The organism is Curtobacterium sp. PhB172, from assembly GCF_003752545.1.
GTDB lineage: Bacteria > Actinomycetota > Actinomycetes > Actinomycetales > Microbacteriaceae > Curtobacterium.
In genome coordinates, this window is the sequence record NZ_RKIF01000009.1 from 1 (window position 1) to 18,187 (window position 18,187).

12 protein-coding genes and 1 rRNA gene are annotated in these 18,187 nt (G+C 71.5%); 10 read left to right on the forward strand and 3 right to left on the reverse strand.

Annotated features, from left to right (window positions below):
- The 4 genes from rrf to EDF42_RS12360 form a co-directional block, all read left to right on the forward strand.
- A 5S ribosomal RNA gene (rrf, locus tag EDF42_RS12345) occupies positions 1 to 88 on the forward strand; the annotation flags it as partial.
- Positions 89 to 186: 98 nt separating this feature from the next.
- Positions 187 to 1,317 carry an ROK family transcriptional regulator gene (locus tag EDF42_RS12350; RefSeq protein ID WP_123672516.1) on the forward strand — a complete coding sequence of 377 codons (1,131 nt, stop codon included), beginning with the start codon at positions 187 to 189 and terminating at the stop codon, positions 1,315 to 1,317.
- A gap of 92 nt (positions 1,318 to 1,409) precedes the next feature.
- Positions 1,410 to 3,425 (forward strand): beta-galactosidase, encoded by a 2,016-nt coding sequence (locus tag EDF42_RS12355; RefSeq protein WP_123672517.1) that lies wholly within the window; start codon positions 1,410 to 1,412, stop codon positions 3,423 to 3,425.
- Positions 3,422 to 5,584, forward strand: a complete 2,163-nt coding sequence (locus tag EDF42_RS12360; RefSeq protein WP_260235440.1) for an alpha-galactosidase — start codon at positions 3,422 to 3,424, stop codon at positions 5,582 to 5,584. Before EDF42_RS12355 ends, EDF42_RS12360 begins: the two co-directional genes overlap by 4 nt.
- A 247-nt stretch (positions 5,585 to 5,831) precedes the next feature.
- On the opposite strand, the gene EDF42_RS12365 is transcribed toward EDF42_RS12360, so the two are convergent.
- Positions 5,832 to 8,480: a glycoside hydrolase family 2 protein gene (locus EDF42_RS12365; protein ID WP_123672518.1), complete on the reverse strand. Its 2,649-nt coding sequence runs from the start codon at positions 8,478 to 8,480 to the stop codon at positions 5,832 to 5,834.
- Between the two features lie 117 nt (positions 8,481 to 8,597).
- On the opposite strand from EDF42_RS12365, the gene EDF42_RS12370 reads away from it, so the two are divergent.
- The 6 genes from EDF42_RS12370 to EDF42_RS12390 are packed head-to-tail and all read left to right on the forward strand — an operon-like array spanning position 8,598 to position 16,245.
- On the forward strand, positions 8,598 to 10,283 hold the full coding sequence (locus EDF42_RS12370; RefSeq protein WP_123672519.1) for an ABC transporter substrate-binding protein: 1,686 nt from the start codon (positions 8,598 to 8,600) through the stop codon (positions 10,281 to 10,283).
- 34 nt (positions 10,284 to 10,317) lie between these two features.
- A complete protein-coding gene (locus tag EDF42_RS12375) occupies positions 10,318 to 11,307 on the forward strand; it encodes an ABC transporter permease (RefSeq protein ID WP_123672520.1) in 990 nt (329 codons plus the stop codon).
- A 12-nt stretch (positions 11,308 to 11,319) separates the two neighbouring features.
- A complete protein-coding gene (locus EDF42_RS18995; RefSeq protein WP_159573964.1) occupies positions 11,320 to 12,354 on the forward strand; it encodes an ABC transporter permease in 1,035 nt (344 codons plus the stop codon).
- Positions 12,351 to 13,223: an ABC transporter ATP-binding protein gene (locus EDF42_RS19000; protein WP_181437678.1), complete on the forward strand. Its 873-nt coding sequence runs from the start codon at positions 12,351 to 12,353 to the stop codon at positions 13,221 to 13,223. The genes EDF42_RS18995 and EDF42_RS19000 overlap by 4 nt, the downstream gene beginning before the upstream one ends.
- Positions 13,220 to 14,113: an ABC transporter ATP-binding protein gene (locus EDF42_RS12385; RefSeq protein WP_123340275.1), complete on the forward strand. Its 894-nt coding sequence runs from the start codon at positions 13,220 to 13,222 to the stop codon at positions 14,111 to 14,113. The genes EDF42_RS19000 and EDF42_RS12385 overlap by 4 nt, the downstream gene beginning before the upstream one ends.
- Positions 14,074 to 16,245: a glycoside hydrolase family 36 protein gene (locus EDF42_RS12390; RefSeq protein ID WP_123672521.1), complete on the forward strand. Its 2,172-nt coding sequence runs from the start codon at positions 14,074 to 14,076 to the stop codon at positions 16,243 to 16,245. The genes EDF42_RS12385 and EDF42_RS12390 overlap by 40 nt, the downstream gene beginning before the upstream one ends.
- A 105-nt stretch (positions 16,246 to 16,350) precedes the next feature.
- Here the strand turns inward: EDF42_RS12390 and EDF42_RS12395 are convergent, their stop codons facing one another.
- Complete coding sequence (locus EDF42_RS12395; RefSeq protein ID WP_123672522.1) at positions 16,351 to 16,983, reverse strand: response regulator transcription factor; 633 nt, start codon at positions 16,981 to 16,983, stop codon at positions 16,351 to 16,353.
- Positions 16,980 to 18,182, reverse strand: a complete 1,203-nt coding sequence (locus EDF42_RS12400; RefSeq protein ID WP_148067772.1) for a sensor histidine kinase — start codon at positions 18,180 to 18,182, stop codon at positions 16,980 to 16,982. Before EDF42_RS12400 ends, EDF42_RS12395 begins: the two co-directional genes overlap by 4 nt.
- Positions 18,183 to 18,187 lie beyond the last annotated feature (5 nt).

Sequence of the window (18,187 nt, forward strand, 5' to 3'; positions counted from 1 at the left end):
CGGTCACATTCCGAACCCGGAAGCTAAGCCTCTCAGCGCCGATGGTACTGCAAGGGGGACCTTGTGGGAGAGTAGGACGCCGCCGGACTTAACGTATGCAAGACCAGGGAACCCCTGACCAGCACTGGTCAGGGGTTTTCTGCGTTTCCGGGCTGAGCCGTAGGATCAGCCGACGACGGAGGAACGATGACCGAAGCCTGGCCGGCACTGCCCGAGGGTTCCCGCTTGGCACTGCGGGAGATCCTCATCCACGGGACGCTCTCGCGGGCGGAGATCGCACGGTCGCTCGGGCTGTCACGCGCGAGCTTGACCCGGGCGATGCGGATCCTCGTGGCACACCGGCTCGTGGTCGAGGTCGGCACCGACGTACGTGGGGCCACGGGCCGGCCGTCGGAGCTGCTGCAGTCGAGTTCGGGGCAGTGGGAGTTCCTCGGCGTCAAGCTGACCCGGGAGCGCCTGTACGCCGCGGTGACCGACCTGGGCGGACGCGTGCTCGCCCTGCACGAGGAGTCCGTGCCGTCGACCGTGCCGGAGGACCTGGCCGACCAGATCAGCACCGTGCACGAGCGCCTCCGTGCCGTGCACCCCGCGATCTGCGCCGTCGGGGTGTCCCTGCCCGGTGACGTCCTCACCAGGGGCGGAGAGGCCGTCGTGGCGTCGTCGCCGTTCCTCGGGTGGACCGACGTCCCGTTCGCACGGATGGTCCGGGAGCGGACGGGGCTCGCAGCCTTCACGGCGAACGACGTCCACGCCCTGACCGTCAAGGAGCACTGGTTCGGTGCCGGCGCCGGCCGCGGGTCCATGGCCCTGGTCACCGTGGGTGAGGGGCTCGGCCTCGGGCTCATCGTGAACGGGCAGGTCTCCACCGGCGAGCACGGGCGACTCGGTCGGATCGGGCACCTTCCGGTCCTGGGTGGTGGGCCCGACTGCGGCATCGGGCACGCGGGGTGTGCTTCGAGCTATCTGCCGAGTCCGGTGATCGTCCGGAACGCCGGGCGCGAGGGATCGTCGTACGAGCAGGTCGTCGAGCTCGCGCGGAACGGCGACGAGCAGGCCGTGGCGGCGTTCGAGGACGCCGGACGAGCACTCGGTGTCGTCCTGGCCACTGCGGTGCACATCGCCGACCCTGCCGCGATCGTCCTGACCGGCGACGGGCTGCCGGTGTACGACCTGGCACGGACCACGGTGGACGAGTCGCTCCGTGCGGCCCTGGCTCCGTACCGGCAGCCGGTGACCGTCGAGGTGCAGCCGTTCGAGTTCTCGGAGTGGGCGCGAGCGGGGGCGGTCCTGGCGATCCGGCAGCTGCTCGAGACCTGATGCGGCACCACTGACAGCGCGTTAGTTACACACGTTGACAAACACCGCCGGAGACGGGAGGCTGGTGCGGTCCACCCATCGAAGGAGATGCCGTGACCGCTGCCCCCACCGTCCCGTGGCCGACCGACGGCCTGTCGTTCGGCGGCGACTACAGCCCTGAACAGTGGCCGCGCGAGGTCTGGCTCGAGGACGTCCGCCTGATGCGCGAGGCCGGGGTGAACCTGGTCACGATCGGGGTCTTCTCGTGGGCGCTGCTCGAACGGTCGCCGGGGGAGTACACCTTCGACTGGCTCGACGACGTCATCGCCCTGCTGCACGACAACGGCATCGCCGTGGACCTCGCGACGCCGACCGCCGCCCCGCCGAACTGGCTGCTGACCGCCCACCCCGAGGTGCTGCCGGTGGACGCCACGGAGCGACGGGAGCGCCCGGGTGGACGCCTCGGGTGGTGTGCGGCGTCGACGGTCTTCCGCGAGCACGCACTGCGGATCGTCGGTGCCCTGGCCGAACGCTACGGTCACCACCCGGCGGTCCGGCTGTGGCACGTGAGCAACGAGCTCGGTGGCGGGAACGGCCGCTGCTACTGCGAGGAGTCGGCAGCGGACTTCCGACGCTGGCTGGCCGACCGGTACGGGGACGTCGACACCGCGAACGCCGCGTGGGGAACGGCCTTCTGGGGGCACGCCTACACGTCCTTCGACGAGGTCTCACCCCCTCGTGGCGTCGGCGGCGCACCGAACCCCGGCCTCTTCCTGGACTTCGAGCGGTACTCGTCCGACGCCCTGCTCCGGCACTTCGACGCCGAGAAGGCCGTCATCGAGCAGCACTCGGACGTCCCCGTCACGACGAACTTCATGGTCGGTGCGGGCTCGCAGGTCGTCGACTACGCCGAGTGGGCGAAGCACGTCGCGATCCCGGCGAACGACCACTACACGCTCGTCGACGACCCGCACCGCGAGCAGGACCTCGCCCTCGCTGCGGACCGGATGCGCGGCATCACCGCCGGCCGCACCCCGTGGTTGCTCATGGAGCACTCGACGGGCGGCCCGAGCTGGCAGCAGCGCAACCGGGCGAAGGAACCGGGCGAGATCCTGCGCAACTCGCTCGTGCACGTCGCCCGCGGGTCCGACGGCGCACTGTTCTTCCAGTGGCGGGCCTCCACCGCGGGGGCCGAGCAGTTCCACTCCGCGATGGTCCCGCACGCCGGCACCCGCACCCGGATCTGGCGCGAGGTCGTCGCGCTCGGCCGGGCACTCCGCGACCTCGCCCCCGTGCAGGGCAGCCGCGTCGAACCGGCCCGGGTCGCGATCGTCGTCGACGAGCCGTCCGGCTGGGCGCTGCAGTCCGGTCTGAAGCCGCACCGGGCACTGCGGTACTCGCGGGAGCTCCGTGCCTGGTACGCGGCGTTCCACGACCGGCAGGTGCTCACCGACGTCGTGCCCTCGGACGCCGACCTCGACGGCTACGACGTGGTGGTGGTCCCCACGATGCTCGTCGTCGACGACGCCACCGCCGCACGGATCGCCGCGGTGGTCGACCGCGGCGCGACCCTCATCGTCACCTACCTGTCCGGCGTCGCCGACGAGACCGCCCGCATCCGCGCCGGCGGCTACCCGGGCGCGTTCCGGCAGGTGCTCGGCGCCTGGAGCGAGGAGTTCACCCCGCTGCAGCGCGACGAGACCCGCACGCTCGACGACGGCGGCACCGTCACCGACTGGGCCGAGGTCGTCGTGGTCGACGACGCCGACGTCGTGCTCCGGTACACGGACGGACCGCTCGCGGACCGCGCAGCGGTCACCCGCCGCGCCGTCGGCGGCGGCGCCTGGTACGTGTCCGCGATGCTGCCTGCCCAGAGCACCCAGCGGCTCGTGGACCGGGTCATCGAGGAGCGCGCGCTCCCGCGGACGGTCACCGCGCCTCCCGGCCTGGAGGCGGTGCGCCGCGTCCACGACGACGGTTCCGTCTTCCTGTTCCTCGTCAACCACCGCGCGGACGACGTGACGGTCGTCGCGTCCGGTACGGACCTGCTCGACGGCTCCGGCCATGGGCCGGAGACCGTCGTGCCCGCCGGTCGCGTCCGCGTCCTGCGCGAGGAGCGTGCGTCGTGACCGTCGTGGACCGCGACCCGGCGCCGGCGCGGGCGGTCGACGGACGGCAGGTGCAGGTCCTGCGCGGCGGCGGGGTGTCGCTCGTGCTGGCGACCGCCGACGACGGACTGCCCGAGGTGCTGCACTGGGGCCGCGACGTCGGACCCGTCACGGACGGCGACGGCGCCGAACTGCTGCTCGCGCTCGGACGGCCGCTCGGACCGAGCGCCCTCGACGCGGCCTGGCCGCTGACCGTGCTGCCGACCGAACGCGACGGGTGGGAGGGACGACCCGCGATCGCCGGGCACGTCGACGGGCTGCCGCTCGTGCCGCGGTGGCGCGACGTCGAGGTGACCGAGGAGCCCGGCTTGCTGGTCGTGACCGCGGTGTCCGACGAACTGCTGCTGCGGAGTGCCTTCCGGCTCGACGCCGCGGGGGTGCTGCGCGTCGGGCACACCGTGACGAACGGGGCCGCCGTGCCCGTGCACCTGCAGGCACTCGAGGCGACGCTGCCCGTGGGCGAACGGGTCGGTGAGGTGCTCGACCTGGCCGGACGCTGGACCCGGGAGCGCACCCCGCAGCGCCGGACCCTGACCGCCGGGAGCCACGCGCGGGAGAGCCGCCGCGGCCGCACCGGCCACGACGCCCCGACGCTGCTCGTGCTCGGGACGCCGGGGTTCTCGGACGCTTCCGGTGAGGTCTGGGGCGTGCACCTGGCCTGGAGCGCCGACTCGGTGCACCGGTACGACCTGCTCGCCGAGGCGCGACCGCTGCTCGGTGCCGGGGAACTCCTGCGCGCCGGCGAGGTCGTCCTCGGGCAGGGGGAGTCCTTCGCCGCGCCCGACGCCGTCTTCGTCTGGAGCGACGCCGGGCTCGACGGCCTGTCCGACCGGCTGCACGACTCGCTCCGCAGCCGTCCCGGCCACCCGAAGCGCCCCCGGCCGGTGGTGCTCAACACGTGGGAGGCCGTCTACTACCGGCAGGGCCTCGCGCCCCTGGTGGCCTTGGCCGAGACCGCCGCGGACATCGGCGTCGAGCGGTTCGTGCTCGACGACGGCTGGTTCGTCGGGCGCCGCTCGGACTCGACGTCGCTGGGGGACTGGCGCGTCGACCCGACGGTGTGGCCGGACGGCCTCGGACCGCTCGTCGACCGGGTCCGCGGACTCGGCATGGAGTTCGGGCTGTGGTTCGAGCCCGAGATGGTGAGCCCGGTGTCCGAGCTCGCGGCGGCGCACCCCGAGTGGCTGCTGCAGCGGCCCGAAGACGACGTCCGCACCTGGCGGAACCAGTACGTGCTCGACATGGCGAACCCGCTTGCGCGGGCGTACGTGCTCGAGGCGATGTCCGCCGTGATCGGGGCGCACCACGTCGACTTCGTGAAGTGGGACCAGAACCGCGACATCGTGCACGCGGTCCACGCCGGACGTGCCGGCATCGACGCGCACACCCGCGGGGTCTGGACGCTGATGGACGCCCTGCGCGCCCGGCACCCGTGGCTCGAGATCGAGGCGTGCGCGAGCGGCGGCGCCCGGGTCGACCTCGGCGTGCTGGAGCGCACCGACCGGGTGTGGCCGTCGGACTCGAACGACGCGTTCGAACGCCTGCCGATCCAGCGCTGGACCGAAGCACTGCTGCCGCTCGAGCTGATCGGCTCGCACGTCGGCCCCGAGGTCTCGCACACCACCGGCCGGCACCTCGACCTGGACTTCCGGATGGCGGTGTCGCTGTTCGGGTCCGCCGGCATCGAGACCGACGTCACCCGACTGGCGCCTGCGGAGCTCGACCGGCTGCGGGCGTGGACGGCGTTGTACAAGCGGGAGCGTGGGCTGCTGCACACCGGCCGGCTGCGGCACCTGGAGCTCGGCGACCCCGGGCTGGTGGCGACCTCGGTCGTGGCCGTCGACCGGTCGCGGGCGCTGGTGCGGGTCGCACGGACCGAGACCGGGCCGCAGTCGCTGCCGGTGCCCTTGCGGATGCGGGGGCTCGACCGGGCGCGGCGCTACCGGCTCGCCCCCGTCACGGGGCTGCGGGTGCCGCACGGGCTCGACATGGTGCCGCCGGCGTGGCTCGTGCGCGGGCACCTGGAGCTGTCGGGTGCGGTACTCGAGGACGTCGGGGCGCGGCTGCCGTTGCTGGCCCCCGCGACCGCGATCGTGTTCGAGCTGCACGACATCGACTGACGCGACCCTGCCTGCCGCCGTCGGCCTGCCGGCCGCCGACGGCCGTCGGCCGTGGTCGGGCAGGCGCGGCCGGCGAGCGGGCGGAACATCCCGGTTCGTGGCGTGCGCACGCGGGTGTTTCGCCCGCTCGGCGGGACGGCGCGGCCGTACTGGTGTGCTGACGGTTCTGGTTCGCGATCTCGCAGGATCGTGAACCAGAACCGTCACGCCGCTGGCGGAACCCGGCCTCGCCCGGGCGCGGGGCTCGTCAGGGGAGGAGCGAGCCCGCGTGGCGGAGGACGAGCGGGCCGACGAGTGCCTCGGGGTCGATGCCCGGCGCACCCGTCACCGTGAAGGTCACCGACTCGCCGGCCAGCAGGGACGCCAGCCCGTCGTCGACCCGAGCGGCCGGGTGCACGCGGTCCGGGAACAGCGAGACATCCCGCGCGTAGGACGTCGCCGTCACCGTGACGACCGCCCCGTCGTCCGTCCCCGTGACCGACGTGGACAGCGGTGCGCGGGCGAGCACCTGGTCCACGACCTCGGCGAAGTCGAACACCGTGCGGGTTCCGGCTCCGGTGGCGACGAGCACCTCGGACCCGGCGTCCCCGGGCACGGCGAGCGAGGCCGGCAGCGTGACCCGGTCGGCGTCGGCGGGTGCGGCGGCGAGCGAGAACGACGACGAGTCGAGCACCGTGCCGTCGAACGCGACGCGGGAGACCGTGACCTCGTCGGCGACCGGCGCCCCGGACGCGTTCACGAGCACGACGTCGAGCCCACTGCCGCCAGACGGCTGCACGGTGAGCAACACCGGTTGGTAGGCCTGCCGCACCGCGTACCAGACGGGCTTCCGGATGCCGGCGTGGTCGACGAGCGCCCAGGACACCACGGGCCAGTCGTCGTTGAGCTGCCAGACGATCATCCCGGTGTTGTCGGGCGTGCGGGACCGGAACCACTGCATGCCGAAGCGGATCGCGTGCGCCTGGTTGAGCTGCGACGCCCAGTGCCAGTCCTCGATGCTCGCCGGCGTCGGCAGGTGCCCGCGCATGCCGTCGGCGAGCTTCCGGTTGCCCTGGTCGGCCTTCTGGTGCACGAGCATCTCGTGGCCGTCGGGGTCGAGCGGCTCGTCGTGCACCACCGCGGTGAGGGTCGACCACGCGGGCGGCCCCTGGAACCCGAACTCCGCGACGAACCGCGGGTTCCAGTCGGCGTAGGCGCGGTAGTCGAGCCGGTTCCAGACGTCCCAGATGTGCACGCTGCCGTTCCGCTCGTCGTTCGGCGACAGGTACTCGTCGAACGAGAACGGGCTGCCCGGCGTGTACGGGCGGGTCGGGTCGAGCTCGGCGACGATCGACGGCAGCAGCGAGCGGTAGTAGCCGTTGCCCCAGGTCCGACCGACGAGCGACGGCCGCCAGCCCCACTCGGCGTACGCGACGAGGTTCTCGTTGTTGCCGTTCCACACCACGAGCGATGGGTGCGGGCTGAGCCGGGTGACGGCTTCGCGGACCTCGGGCTCGACCTCGTCGGCGAGCCACGGCTCCTCGGCGTAGGCGGCGCAGGCGAACAGGAAGTCCTGCCAGACGAGCACCCCGAGCTCGTCGCAGCGGTCGTACAGGTCGTCGGACTCGTAGATCCCGCCGCCCCAGATGCGGAGCAGGTTGACGTTCGCCTCGATCGCGTCGTCGATCCGGTCGGCGTAGCGCTCGGGCGTCATCTCGGTCAGGTACGCGTGGTCGGGGATCCAGTTCGCGCCCCGCACGATCACGGGCCGGTCGTTCACCCGGAGCAGGAACGGGGCTCCGCCGGCGTCGGCGGCGGTGTCGAGCGTCACGGTGCGGAACCCGACGCGGCCGGTCCAGACGTCGTCGCCGACCTCGACCCGGACGTCGTACAACGGCTGCTCGCCCTCGCCGCGCGGCCACCAGACGGCAACGTCGGGGACCTCGAGCCGCACGACGGCGGAGCCGTCGACGACGGCGCGCACGCTGGTGACGGACGTCGCGCCCGGCGTGGACGGGCGGCCGGGAGGCACGGTGCCGGACCCGACGGGCGTCGCCGCCGCCTCGGTGCCGCTCGCGCCGGGGGCGAACGTGCTCTGCTCGACCAGGGCGGCGCCGTGGCCGTCGACCCCGCCGGGGGTGACGTGCGGGGTCAGGATGACCCGCGCCTCCAGGCCGGCCCGACCGGACACCCCTGCGACCGGAGCCGACCCGATGTGCTGGGAGAAGGCCCCGGTGGAACCTGCGGACTCGACGTCGACGTGCGCGGTGAGCACGCCGGTGGCGCCGTCGACGTCGACCAGGGGGCGGACGGCCGCGATGCGGGCGCCGCTCCACGACTCGATGCCGATCGACTTCCAGATGCCGCTCGTGGCGACGTCGATGCCCCAGTCCCAGCCGAAGTTCGACGCGTTCTTGCGGAGCGCGTTGTACGGATGGTGGTTGACGTGGGGGAGTTCGCCGCCGTGCAGGGCGGACAGCCGCTCGGCCGCGGGCACCGGGGCGTCGAAGGTGATCACGAGCTCGTTCGTGCCGGGGCGCAGCAGGTGCCCGACGGGGAACCGGTACGCGCGGTGCTGGTTGGCGGTGGTGGCGACGACGATGCCGTTCAGCTCGATCGTCGCGAGGGTGTCGAGTCCGTCGGCGACGAGGTCGTGGCGGGCGTGCGTGGTCGGGCCCGTGCCGGTCTCGCCCGGCCAGCCGAAGGTGCGGCGGTACCGCCACACCGTGTCGCCGATCCACTGGGTCGCGGCCTCGTTGTCGCCGTCGAACGGGTCGGGGATCCGGCCCGCCCGCAGCAGGTCGGTGTGCACGCAGCCGGGGACGATCGCGGCGACCGGCTCCCGGTGCGCATCGGCCTGCGCCGGGCCGTGCACCGCCTCGACCGTCCACGTGCCGTCCAGGGTGGTCCGCTCCATTGCGTCTCCTCAATCGTGACGGGGCCGTGACCCGACCCCTTGACCGCCTTAGTTTACGCGTGTAACAATCACGCTCACAACGTGGATCCTGCGACGACGCAGACCGAGAGGACAACGATGTTCAACCCAACCCGTTCACGGCTCGCCATCGGCGCCGCCGTCCTCCTCGCCGCCGGCCTCGCGCTGAGCGGCTGCAGCGCGAGCGGCAACGCCAGCACGAAGGACGACGCCGCCTCGACCCTGGTCGCCTACACCGGACAGTCCGGCGACTACCAGATCAACTTCAACCCGTGGTCGCCGTCCAACATCGGCGGCGTCGGCACGATCTACGAGTCGCTGTTCTTCATCACCAACGTCAACACGAACGACCCGAAGCCGCTGCTCGGCAAGTCGTACGAGTGGAACACCGACGGCACGCAGCTCACCATCACGCTGCGCGACGGGGCGACCTGGAGCGACGGCGAGCCCTTCACCTCGAAGGACGTCGTGTTCACGCTGGACATGCTCAAGAAGCAGAAGGCCCTGAACTCGATCGGCTACGACGGCACCGCGAAGGCCGACGGCGATGACAAGGTCGTCGTGACGTTCGACAAGCCGTCGTTCGTGCTCGGCCCGAACCTGCTCGGCAAGACCTGGATCGTGCCCGAGCACCTGTGGAAGGACATCGACCCGACCACCGACGTCGTGCGCGAGCCCGTCGGCACCGGCCCGTACACGCTCGGAACCTTCAAGGCGCAGGCCTTCACCCTCGAGGCGAACAAGAAGTACTGGGACGGCGCCCCGGCCGTGAAGACCATCCGCTACCTGTCGCTCTCCGGCAACACCGCCGGCGCCGACGCGCTCAAGCAGGGCTCGATCGACTGGCAGACCGGCCCGGTGCCGAACATGGACGACATCGCCGGCAACTACAACGGCTACGACGGCATCACCGTCGGCCAGAACCAGATGGCGCTGCTCACCTGCGCGAACACCGACCTCGGCTGCACCGGCCCGCAGACCGACCCGGCCGTGCGCCACGCCATCGCCGACGCGATCAACCGCAAGCAGCTCAACTCGCTGGCGTTCGAGAACACCGCGAGCGAGATCTCGCCGACCTTCGCGCTCACCACGACGCAGAAGGACACCATCTCGAAGGACATCGAGCCGGCCGTGATGCCGGAGACCGCCGACAAGGCCGCCGCCGCGTCGTCGCTCGAGGGCGCCGGGTGGAAGAAGGGCTCGGACGGCATCTACGCCAAGGACGGCAAGAAGCTGTCCCTGACCGTCGAGGTCGTCACCGGTTGGACCGACTACATCACCGCGATCGACACGATGACGCAGCAGCTCAAGGCCGCGGGCATCGAGCTCAAGGCGCAGCAGTCGTCGTGGAACGAGTGGACCGACAAGAAGACCAAGGGCAACTTCGAGCTCGCGATCGACTCGCTCGGCCAGGGCCCGACGGCGAACCCGTACTACCTGTACAACAACTACTTCACGACGGCGAACACCGCGAAGGTCGGTGCTGCAGCCCCGATGAACATCTCGCGCTACAGCAACCCCGACGTGGACAAGGCCATCGCGAAGCTGGCCACGATCAACCCCGAGGACACCGCCGCGACGCAGCCGGAGCTCGACACGATCCAGCAGCACATCGTCGAGGACCTGCCGTACATCCCCGTGATGACCGGCGGCACGACGAGTGAGTTCCACGCGGCGAAGTTCACCGGCTGGCCCACGAAGGACGACCTCTACGCCTTCCCGGCCGTCTGGGCGAGCCCGGACAACGCCGAGATCTTCAAGGCACTGAAGCCGGCGAAGGGCTGACCACGATGGGATCGCGACCGAGGAGCACTCGACGATGACCTACTTCCTGCGCAAGATCGGCTTCTACATCGTCGCGCTGTGGGCGGCACTGACGCTGAACTTCATCATCCCGCGGCTGCTGCCCGGGAACCCGGTGGACATCCTGCTCGCCAAGCTCCAGCAGCGCGGCGGGCAGGTGACCCCGGCGACACGGCAGGCGTACGAGCTGCTCCTCGGTGGCGATTCATCGGAGCCGCTGATCTCCCAGTACGGCCACTACCTGGTCAACGTGTTCCGCGGTGACCTCGGGGTGTCCGTCAGCTACTTCCCGGCCCCCGTCACCGAGGTCATCGCGAGCTCGCTGCCGTGGACCATCGCCCTGGTCGGCATCGCCACCATCCTGGCCGCCGTCATCGGCGTCGGCCTCGGCGCCTTCGTCGGCTGGCGTCCGGGCACCTGGCTCGACTCGTTCGTGCCGGCCACCACCCTGCTCGCCGCGGTGCCGTACTTCTGGCTCGCGCTGATCCTGGTGTACTTCTTCGCCACCGGCATCCACCTGTTCCCGGCGCAGGGCGGCTACGACGTCATCCTGACCCCCGGGTTCAACTGGGACTTCATCGCCTCGGCGATCCAGTACGGGGTGCTGCCTGCCGTGACGATCGTGCTCGCATCGCTGGGCGGCTGGCTGCTCGGCATGCGCAACATGATGGTGTCGACGCTGTCCGAGGACTACATCACCACCGCCCAGGCCAAGGGGCTGTCCGACGGCAAGATCCTGCGGAACTACGCCGCCCGGAACGCCGTGCTGCCCTCGGTCGCCGGCTTCGCGATCTCCCTCGGGTTCATCGTGTCCGGTTCCGTCGTCACCGAGCAGGTGTTCTCGTACCCGGGCATCGGGTCGAAGCTGCTGTCCGCCGTGACCAACAACGACTACGCGCTCATGCAGGGGATCTTCCTGTTCATCACCCTGGCGGTCCTCGGCGCGAACCTCGTCGTCGACCTGCTGTACGGGCTCATCGACCCGCGGACGCGGGCGCGGAGCTAGGGAGGACACGCCATGACCAACATCCAGCAGGACACCGAACCCACCATCGGCGCACTCGCCGAGGAAGCCGACGCCGGGTCGACGCGGAGCATCGCCACGGCCCGAGCGTCACGACCGAAGGGCGGCATCCGCCGATTCCTGCCGACCCTGACCCCGTGGCTCATCACGGGCATCGCCCTCGTCGCCGGCGTCACGCTGTTCGGCGTCGTCGGACCGCTGCTCGTCGGCGACCCGACCACCATCCGCGACTCCGGACTGCAGGGACCGAGCGGCGAGAACCTGCTCGGGACGACCCAGACCGGGCAGGACGTCCTTGCCCAGCTCGCCTACGCCACCCGCGGCAGCCTGCAGATCGGCCTGATCGTCGGCGTCCTCGCCACGGTGCTGTCCGCGTTCTTCGGGATCCTCGGCGCCTACCTGGGCGGGATCATGGACGAGGCGTTCTCGCTGTTCTCGAACGTGTTCCTCGTGATCCCCGGCCTGCCGCTCGTGATCGTCATCTCCGGCCTGGTCCCGCGCGAGGCCCGCGGGCTCTGGACCATCGCCGTCGTCCTCGCGATCACCTCGTGGGCGGGCTCCGCGCGGGTGCTCCGTGCGCAGACCATGTCGATCCGGAACCGCGACTACGTCTCCGCCGCCCGTGTCGCCGGCGAACGACCCTGGCGCGTCATCGCCGTCGAGATCCTGCCGAACCTGCTGCCCGTCCTGGCGTCGCAGTTCGTGTTCGCGGTGATCGCCGCGATCCTCGGGGAAGCGGGGCTGTCGTTCCTCGGCCTCGGGGCGTCGAACTCGTCGACACTCGGCACCATGCTCTTCTACGCCCAGAACGGCTTCGCGCTGGCGAACGGCGCCTGGTGGTGGTTCGTGCCGCCCGGCCTGCTCATCGCCCTGCTCGGCATGGGGCTGTCCCTGGTGAACTTCTCGATCGACGAGGTCATCAACCCACGACTGGCGAACGTACGTGCCCAGCGGCGGCGCGAACGTCGCGCCAAGCGGGCCGCCCGCGCCTCGCGTTCCGCACGCACCACGAAGGAGTTCGTCCGATGAGTGCCGAAGCCGTGCTGACGATCGACCACCTCGACGTCGTCTACGAGACCGAACACCCCGTGCACGCCGTCAAGGACGTGTCGCTCACCCTGGCCCCCGGCGAGATCCTCGGGCTCGCGGGGGAGTCCGGCTGCGGCAAGACGACCCTGGCCTACGCCATCACCCGGCTGCACCGACCGCCGGCGAAGGTCGCCTCGGGCAGCATCACGTTCCACGACCGCGACGGCACCGACATCGACCTGCTCGGCCTGCCGCACGAACAGCTGCGGGCCGTGCGCTGGTCGAAGCTGTCGATGGTGTTCCAGGGCGCGATGAACGCCCTCAACCCGGTCACCACCATCCGGGCGCAGCTCGACGACGCCCTGAAGGAACACCGGCGCGACCTGGGCCGCAAGGAGCGCCGCGCGATCGCCGAGGACGCCCTGAGCCGCGTCGGCGTCGACCCGTCCCGCATCACCGCGTACCCGCACGAGCTGTCGGGCGGCATGCGGCAGCGCGTGATGATCGCGATGGCGATGCTGCTCGAACCGCAGATCATGATCATGGACGAGCCCACCACCGCCCTCGACGTCGTGGTGCAGCGCGAGATCCTGCGCGAGATCGTCCGACTGCGCGACGAGCTCGGGTTCGCCGTCGTGTTCATCACGCACGACCTGCCGCTGCTGCTCGAGATCAGCGACCGCATCGCGATCATGCTGCGCGGCGAGGTCGTCGAGTGCGACCGGGCCTCGGTCATCCAGCACGACCCGAAGCACCCGTACACGCAGAAGCTGCTGCAGTCGTTCCCGAGCCTGTCGGGGGAGCGCGGCGCGTTCATCCGCTCCGGCGTCGACGACCACGCAGCCGCCGTCCACGAGGAGATCCGATGACCAGCGTGACCGTCAGCCACCTCGGCAAGGACTTCCACACCCGCAAGGGCCTGAAGCGCACCACCCTGCACGCCGTCGACGACGTGTCGTTCGAGCTGCTGCCCGGGAAGACCGTGGCGTTGGTGGGAGAGTCCGGCTCGGGCAAGTCCACCATCGCCCGGATGCTCGCCAAGCTCGAGAGCACCACCCGCGGCTCGATCGACGTGCGGCTCGAGGACGGCACCCCCGTCGTCGGCAGCATGTACCGCCGGCACGTGCAGATGGTGTTCCAGGACCCCTTCGCGTCGCTCAACCCGTTCCACTCGATCGAGCACCACATCGCCCGGCCGCTGCAGCTGCACCACCGAGCCCGAGGTGCCGACGAGACCGCCGAGAAGGTGCGGGAACTGCTCGGCCGCGTCAACCTCGACGAGGACTTCGCGAGCCGCCGCCCGCACGAGCTCTCCGGTGGACAGCGGCAGCGCGTCGCCATCGCCCGCGCACTCGCCCCCGGAGCCCAGGTGCTCATCGCCGACGAACCGGTGTCGATGCTCGACGTGTCGATCCGGCTCAGCGTGCTCAACCTGATGGGCCGCCTGCAGCGCGAGGACCACCTCGCCGTGCTCTACATCACGCACGACCTGGCGACCGCACGGCACTTCTCCGACGAGATCCTGGTGCTCTACCGCGGCCGGGTCGTCGAACGCGGGCCGTCCGACGCCGTCATCCTCGACCCGCAGCACGACTACACCCGGCTGCTCGCCGAGGCCGCCCCCGACCCGGAGCGCATCGACCGCAAGGTGACCTCGGGCAGCGCGCTCGACCGCTCGAAGATCGACAACACCACCTGCTACGACCACGGCGTCGGGGCGTGGGTGTCGAGCGAGCCCGCTCCGGTCGGCGCACGGTGAGCGGAGCCTTCGCCGACTGGGTCACGCCCGGGTTCTCGGCACGGTTCCGGATCGGCGACGACCAGCCCGCCGCCCTCGTGTCGTTCGTGGCGGCCGGCGGAGCGCGCGCCGGCGGAGCACGCGCCGACGGGGCGCTCCTCGATGGGCCGGACGACCCGCAGCCGCTGGTGGAGCTGACGACGATCGGACACGGGCGGTTCCCGGGCGGGTACCGGCACGTGGACTCCACGATCGGGGCGCGACTGCGCCCCGTGTCGTGGCGTGGGTCCGACGACGCGACCGATCCGTGGTTCCGGATCGTGCAGGCGGACGTGGCCACGGGCCTCCAGGTCGAGTCGGTGTTCCGGGCGCGCGCCGACGTCACGGGCTTCCAGACGTGGACCGAGGTGTCCGCCGATGACGGTGAGCACGTCGTGGACTTCGTGTCGTCGTTCGCGACCGGGGCGTTCCTGACCGACTCCGGGGTCGGTGTCGACGACCTGGCCCTCGTGCACGCGGACAACGACTGGGCGGCCGAGAGCCGGTGGCGGACCGATCCACTGCGGTCGATCGGGGTGGCGCGCATCGACCGCGAGGCGCAGCACCACCCGCCCCGCAGCCGCGCCGTCGTGCAGAACCGAGGGTCGTGGTCGACCGGCGAGGCGCTCCCGATCGGCGTGCTGACGCCTGCTGCGTCCGCTGGTGCTGGGCCCTACGCCCTCGTCTGGCAGGTCGAGCACAACGGGCCGTGGTTGTACGAGCTCGGGGAGACCCGACGGCACGCGTACCTGCTGCTGAGCGGGCCGACCGACCAGGAGCACCAGTGGACGGCGGTCGTGGCTCCGGGGCAGCCGTTCGTGTCCGTGCCGGTGTCGGTGGGGATCGCCGGCTCGGTCGGTGGGGCGTTCGCGGTGCTCACGGCGCAGCGTCGGGCGTTCCGGCACGTGCGCGAGGCCGATCGAGCCCTGCCGCTCGTGTTCAACGACTACATGAACACGCTCATGGGGGACCCGACCACCGAGAAGCTGCTCCCGTTGATCGACGCCGCTGCCGACGCCGGAGCGGACCTGTTCTGCATCGACGCCGGCTGGTACGCCGAGGGGCACTGGTGGGACACCGTCGGGGCGTGGGAGGAAGCGGCTTCGCGGTTCCCGACCGGGCTCGGGTTCGTCATCGACCACATCCGGTCGCGGGGGATGCAGGCCGGGCTGTGGCTCGAGCCCGAGGTCATCGGCATCCACTCGCCGCTGGCCGCGACCCTGCCGGACGACGCCTTCGTCCACCACCAGGGAGTGCGGGTCGCCGAGCACGGACGGCACCTGCTCGACCTCCGGTCGCCGGCCGCGCGGGCGCACCTCGACGCGGTCGTCGATCGACTGGTCGGGTCGCTCGGCGTGACGTTCTTCAAGATGGACAACAACACCATGACGGGGCCGTTCTCCGGCATGCTCGACCACCAGCGTGCGCTGCTCGACTGGATCGACGCGGTGCAGGATCGGTACCCGGCACTGCTCATCGAGAACTGCGCCTCGGGAGCGATGCGCGCCGACTCCGCGATGCTGTCCCGGCTGCACATGCAGTCGACCTCGGACCAGCAGGACCCGGTGCTGTCGGCATCGATCGCGGCTGCTGCCCCCGCCGCGATGCTGCCCGAGCAGGCCGGGAACTGGGCCTACCCGGCACCGACGATGGACCCGGAGCTGTTCACGCTCTCGCTCGTGAACGGGGTGCTCGGGCGGATGTACCTGTCCGGGTACCTCAACGAGATGTCGTCGTCGCAGCGGGCGGTGGTGGGCGACGCCATCGCTGCGCACCGGCAGGTCCTGGACGTCGTCGAGGCGTCCGCCCCGGTCTGGCCCCTCGGACTGCCCGCCTGGGAGGACCCGTGGGTCGCACTCGGCCTGCACGCTGCCTCGGGCGACCTGTACCTGTCCGTGTGGTCGCTGCCCGGTGCATCGGCGTCGGTGCCGTTGCCGCTGCCGGCGTTCGCCGGGCAGGCGGTGGTCGTCGAGCCGCTGTTCCCGACGGCACTCGGGTCGTGGTCCGTGGCGTGGGACGCCGCTTCAGGCTCGCTCGAGGTCACGAACGGCGGGTCCACCCCCACAGCGCGGGTGCTCCGCGTCCGACCGGAGGGGGCGGACGCGGAGCACTGAGCGGGGCGCGCGTCGCGATGGCAGGGCGCGCGTCACATGGTGAGCAGAAATGGTCGGGTGGCTCTGGTGCACCCGACCATTTCTGCTCACGAAGTGCGCCGGGGATCAGGGGAGCAGGCGGAGCTCCATCGCGCGGGTCACGGCACGGGTGCGGTCGTTGACGCCGAGCTTCTCGAACACGTGCCCGAGGTGCGTCTTCACCGTCGTCTCGCTGAGGAACAGCGCGCGGCCGATCGCCGGGTTCGAGTTGCCCTGGGCGACGAGGTGCAGGACCTCGAGTTCGCGCGGGGTCAGCGACGGGCCGGCAGCCACGGCCGACGAACCCGTTGCTCGTCGGACCAGCGCAGCGGCAGCCGAGGGAGCGAGTGCGGTCTCGCCCCGCGCGGTCGCCCGCACCCCGGCGAGGATCTCGGACTCCGGGGCCGCCTTGAGCAGGTACCCGGTGGCCCCGGCCTCGATGGCCGCGAGGATCTGGTCGTCGGACTCGTACGTCGTCAGGATCAGGACGCGGACGCCTGGCTCGGCCGCGAGGATCTCCGCCGTCGCCGCATCGCCGTCGAGCTCGGGCATCCGGAGGTCCATCAGTACGACGTCGGGGCGCTCGGCTAGCACCACCGACACCGCTGCACGACCGTCGCTGGCCTGGCCCACCACGTCGATGTCGTCGGCGTCCTGCAACAGTGCGACGATGCCCGAGCGGACGATCGGGTGGTCGTCAGCGACCACGACGCGGATCACCGGGTCACCTCCGTCACGGGGTGGCGAACGGCGGACGGGAGGCCCGGTGCGGCTCCGGTGGGCAGGATCGCCTCGACGACGGTGCCCCGGCCCAGGGCGCTCGTGATCGTGCAGGTGCCGCCAGCGAGGGCGAGGCGCTCCCGCAGCCCGCGCAGCCCGTGCCCGCCCGTGGGCTGCTCGGGGTCGAACCCGGCGCCGTCGTCGGTGATCCGCAGCACGGTCTGCCCGTCCTCGGAAACCAGATGGACCTGTGCCGAGTCGGAGCCGGCGTGCGCGCGGACGTTCGAGAGGGCCTCTTGCGCGACCCGCAGCAGGACCACCTGCGCATCACGGTCGAGCGCGCAGTCGGCCGCGTCGACCGTGACGACCGCGCCGGTCTCGCGGGTGTGCCGTTCGGCGAGGCGGTGGAGGGCACCGGCGAGGCTGTCGCGGGTCATGCCTGCGGCTCCGGCTGCGACGAGGGTGCGGGATTCCTCGAGGGCGGCGCGGGCGGACTCCTCGAGGACGGTGAGTCGTTCTTCCAGCGCATCGGAGCGGTGGTTCGCCAGGTCGCCGCGAGCCCGTTCGGTGAGCATGACGATGCCGGCGAGGTTCTGCGCGACGGTGTCGTGGATCTCGCGGGCCAGGCGCTCCCGTTCGCTCGCGATGCCTGCGGTGCGGTTCGCGTCGGCGAGGGACTGCTGGGTGGCGCGGAGCTCCTCGACGAGCTGGCGGCGCTCCTCGGACAGACCGGCGACGCTCGAGATCCACACGCCCATCGCGCAGGCACCGATCACGCTGATGCCCTCGATGAGCAGGGTGCTGACCAGGGCGTCCGGGCCGCTCGACAGTTGCAAACCGATGCCGCTCGCGAGCCCGACGGCGATGGACAGCAGGACCGCGGTACGGACGCGCTCCGTCTGCACCCACACGAGCGGGAACACGATGCACTGCACGAACGCGGTGCTCGGCACGACTGCCGGCAGCACGAGGGCGGCGGCGATGACGAGCGGCAGGAACGTGGCGGCGGCTCGGGGGCCGTCGTAGCCACGGTGCCCGTACGCGATGTACGCCACGACGAGGACCACCACCGCCAGGTAGGCCGGCCAGCGGGTCGACCACGGGGACCAGCCGAGCGCGGTGATCACGGCGGTGAGGAGCATCGTGCCCGCGAAGAAGACGTGCAACCACCGGTTGCGCACCCACGTCTCACCGCTCATGACGA

Coding starts and splice junctions, on each gene's coding strand:
- EDF42_RS12350 (WP_123672516.1), top strand. CDS start 187: ATGACCGAAGCCTGGCCGGCACTGCCCGAGGGTTCCCGCTTGGCACTG.
- EDF42_RS12365 (WP_123672518.1), bottom strand. CDS start 8,480: ATGGAGCGGACCACCCTGGACGGCACGTGGACGGTCGAGGCGGTGCAC.
- EDF42_RS12370 (WP_123672519.1), top strand. CDS start 8,598: ATGTTCAACCCAACCCGTTCACGGCTCGCCATCGGCGCCGCCGTCCTC.
- EDF42_RS12375 (WP_123672520.1), top strand. CDS start 10,318: ATGACCTACTTCCTGCGCAAGATCGGCTTCTACATCGTCGCGCTGTGG.
- EDF42_RS18995 (WP_159573964.1), top strand. CDS start 11,320: ATGACCAACATCCAGCAGGACACCGAACCCACCATCGGCGCACTCGCC.
- EDF42_RS19000 (WP_181437678.1), top strand. CDS start 12,351: ATGAGTGCCGAAGCCGTGCTGACGATCGACCACCTCGACGTCGTCTAC.
- EDF42_RS12385 (WP_123340275.1), top strand. CDS start 13,220: ATGACCAGCGTGACCGTCAGCCACCTCGGCAAGGACTTCCACACCCGC.
- EDF42_RS12400 (WP_148067772.1), bottom strand. CDS start 18,182: ATGAGCGGTGAGACGTGGGTGCGCAACCGGTGGTTGCACGTCTTCTTC.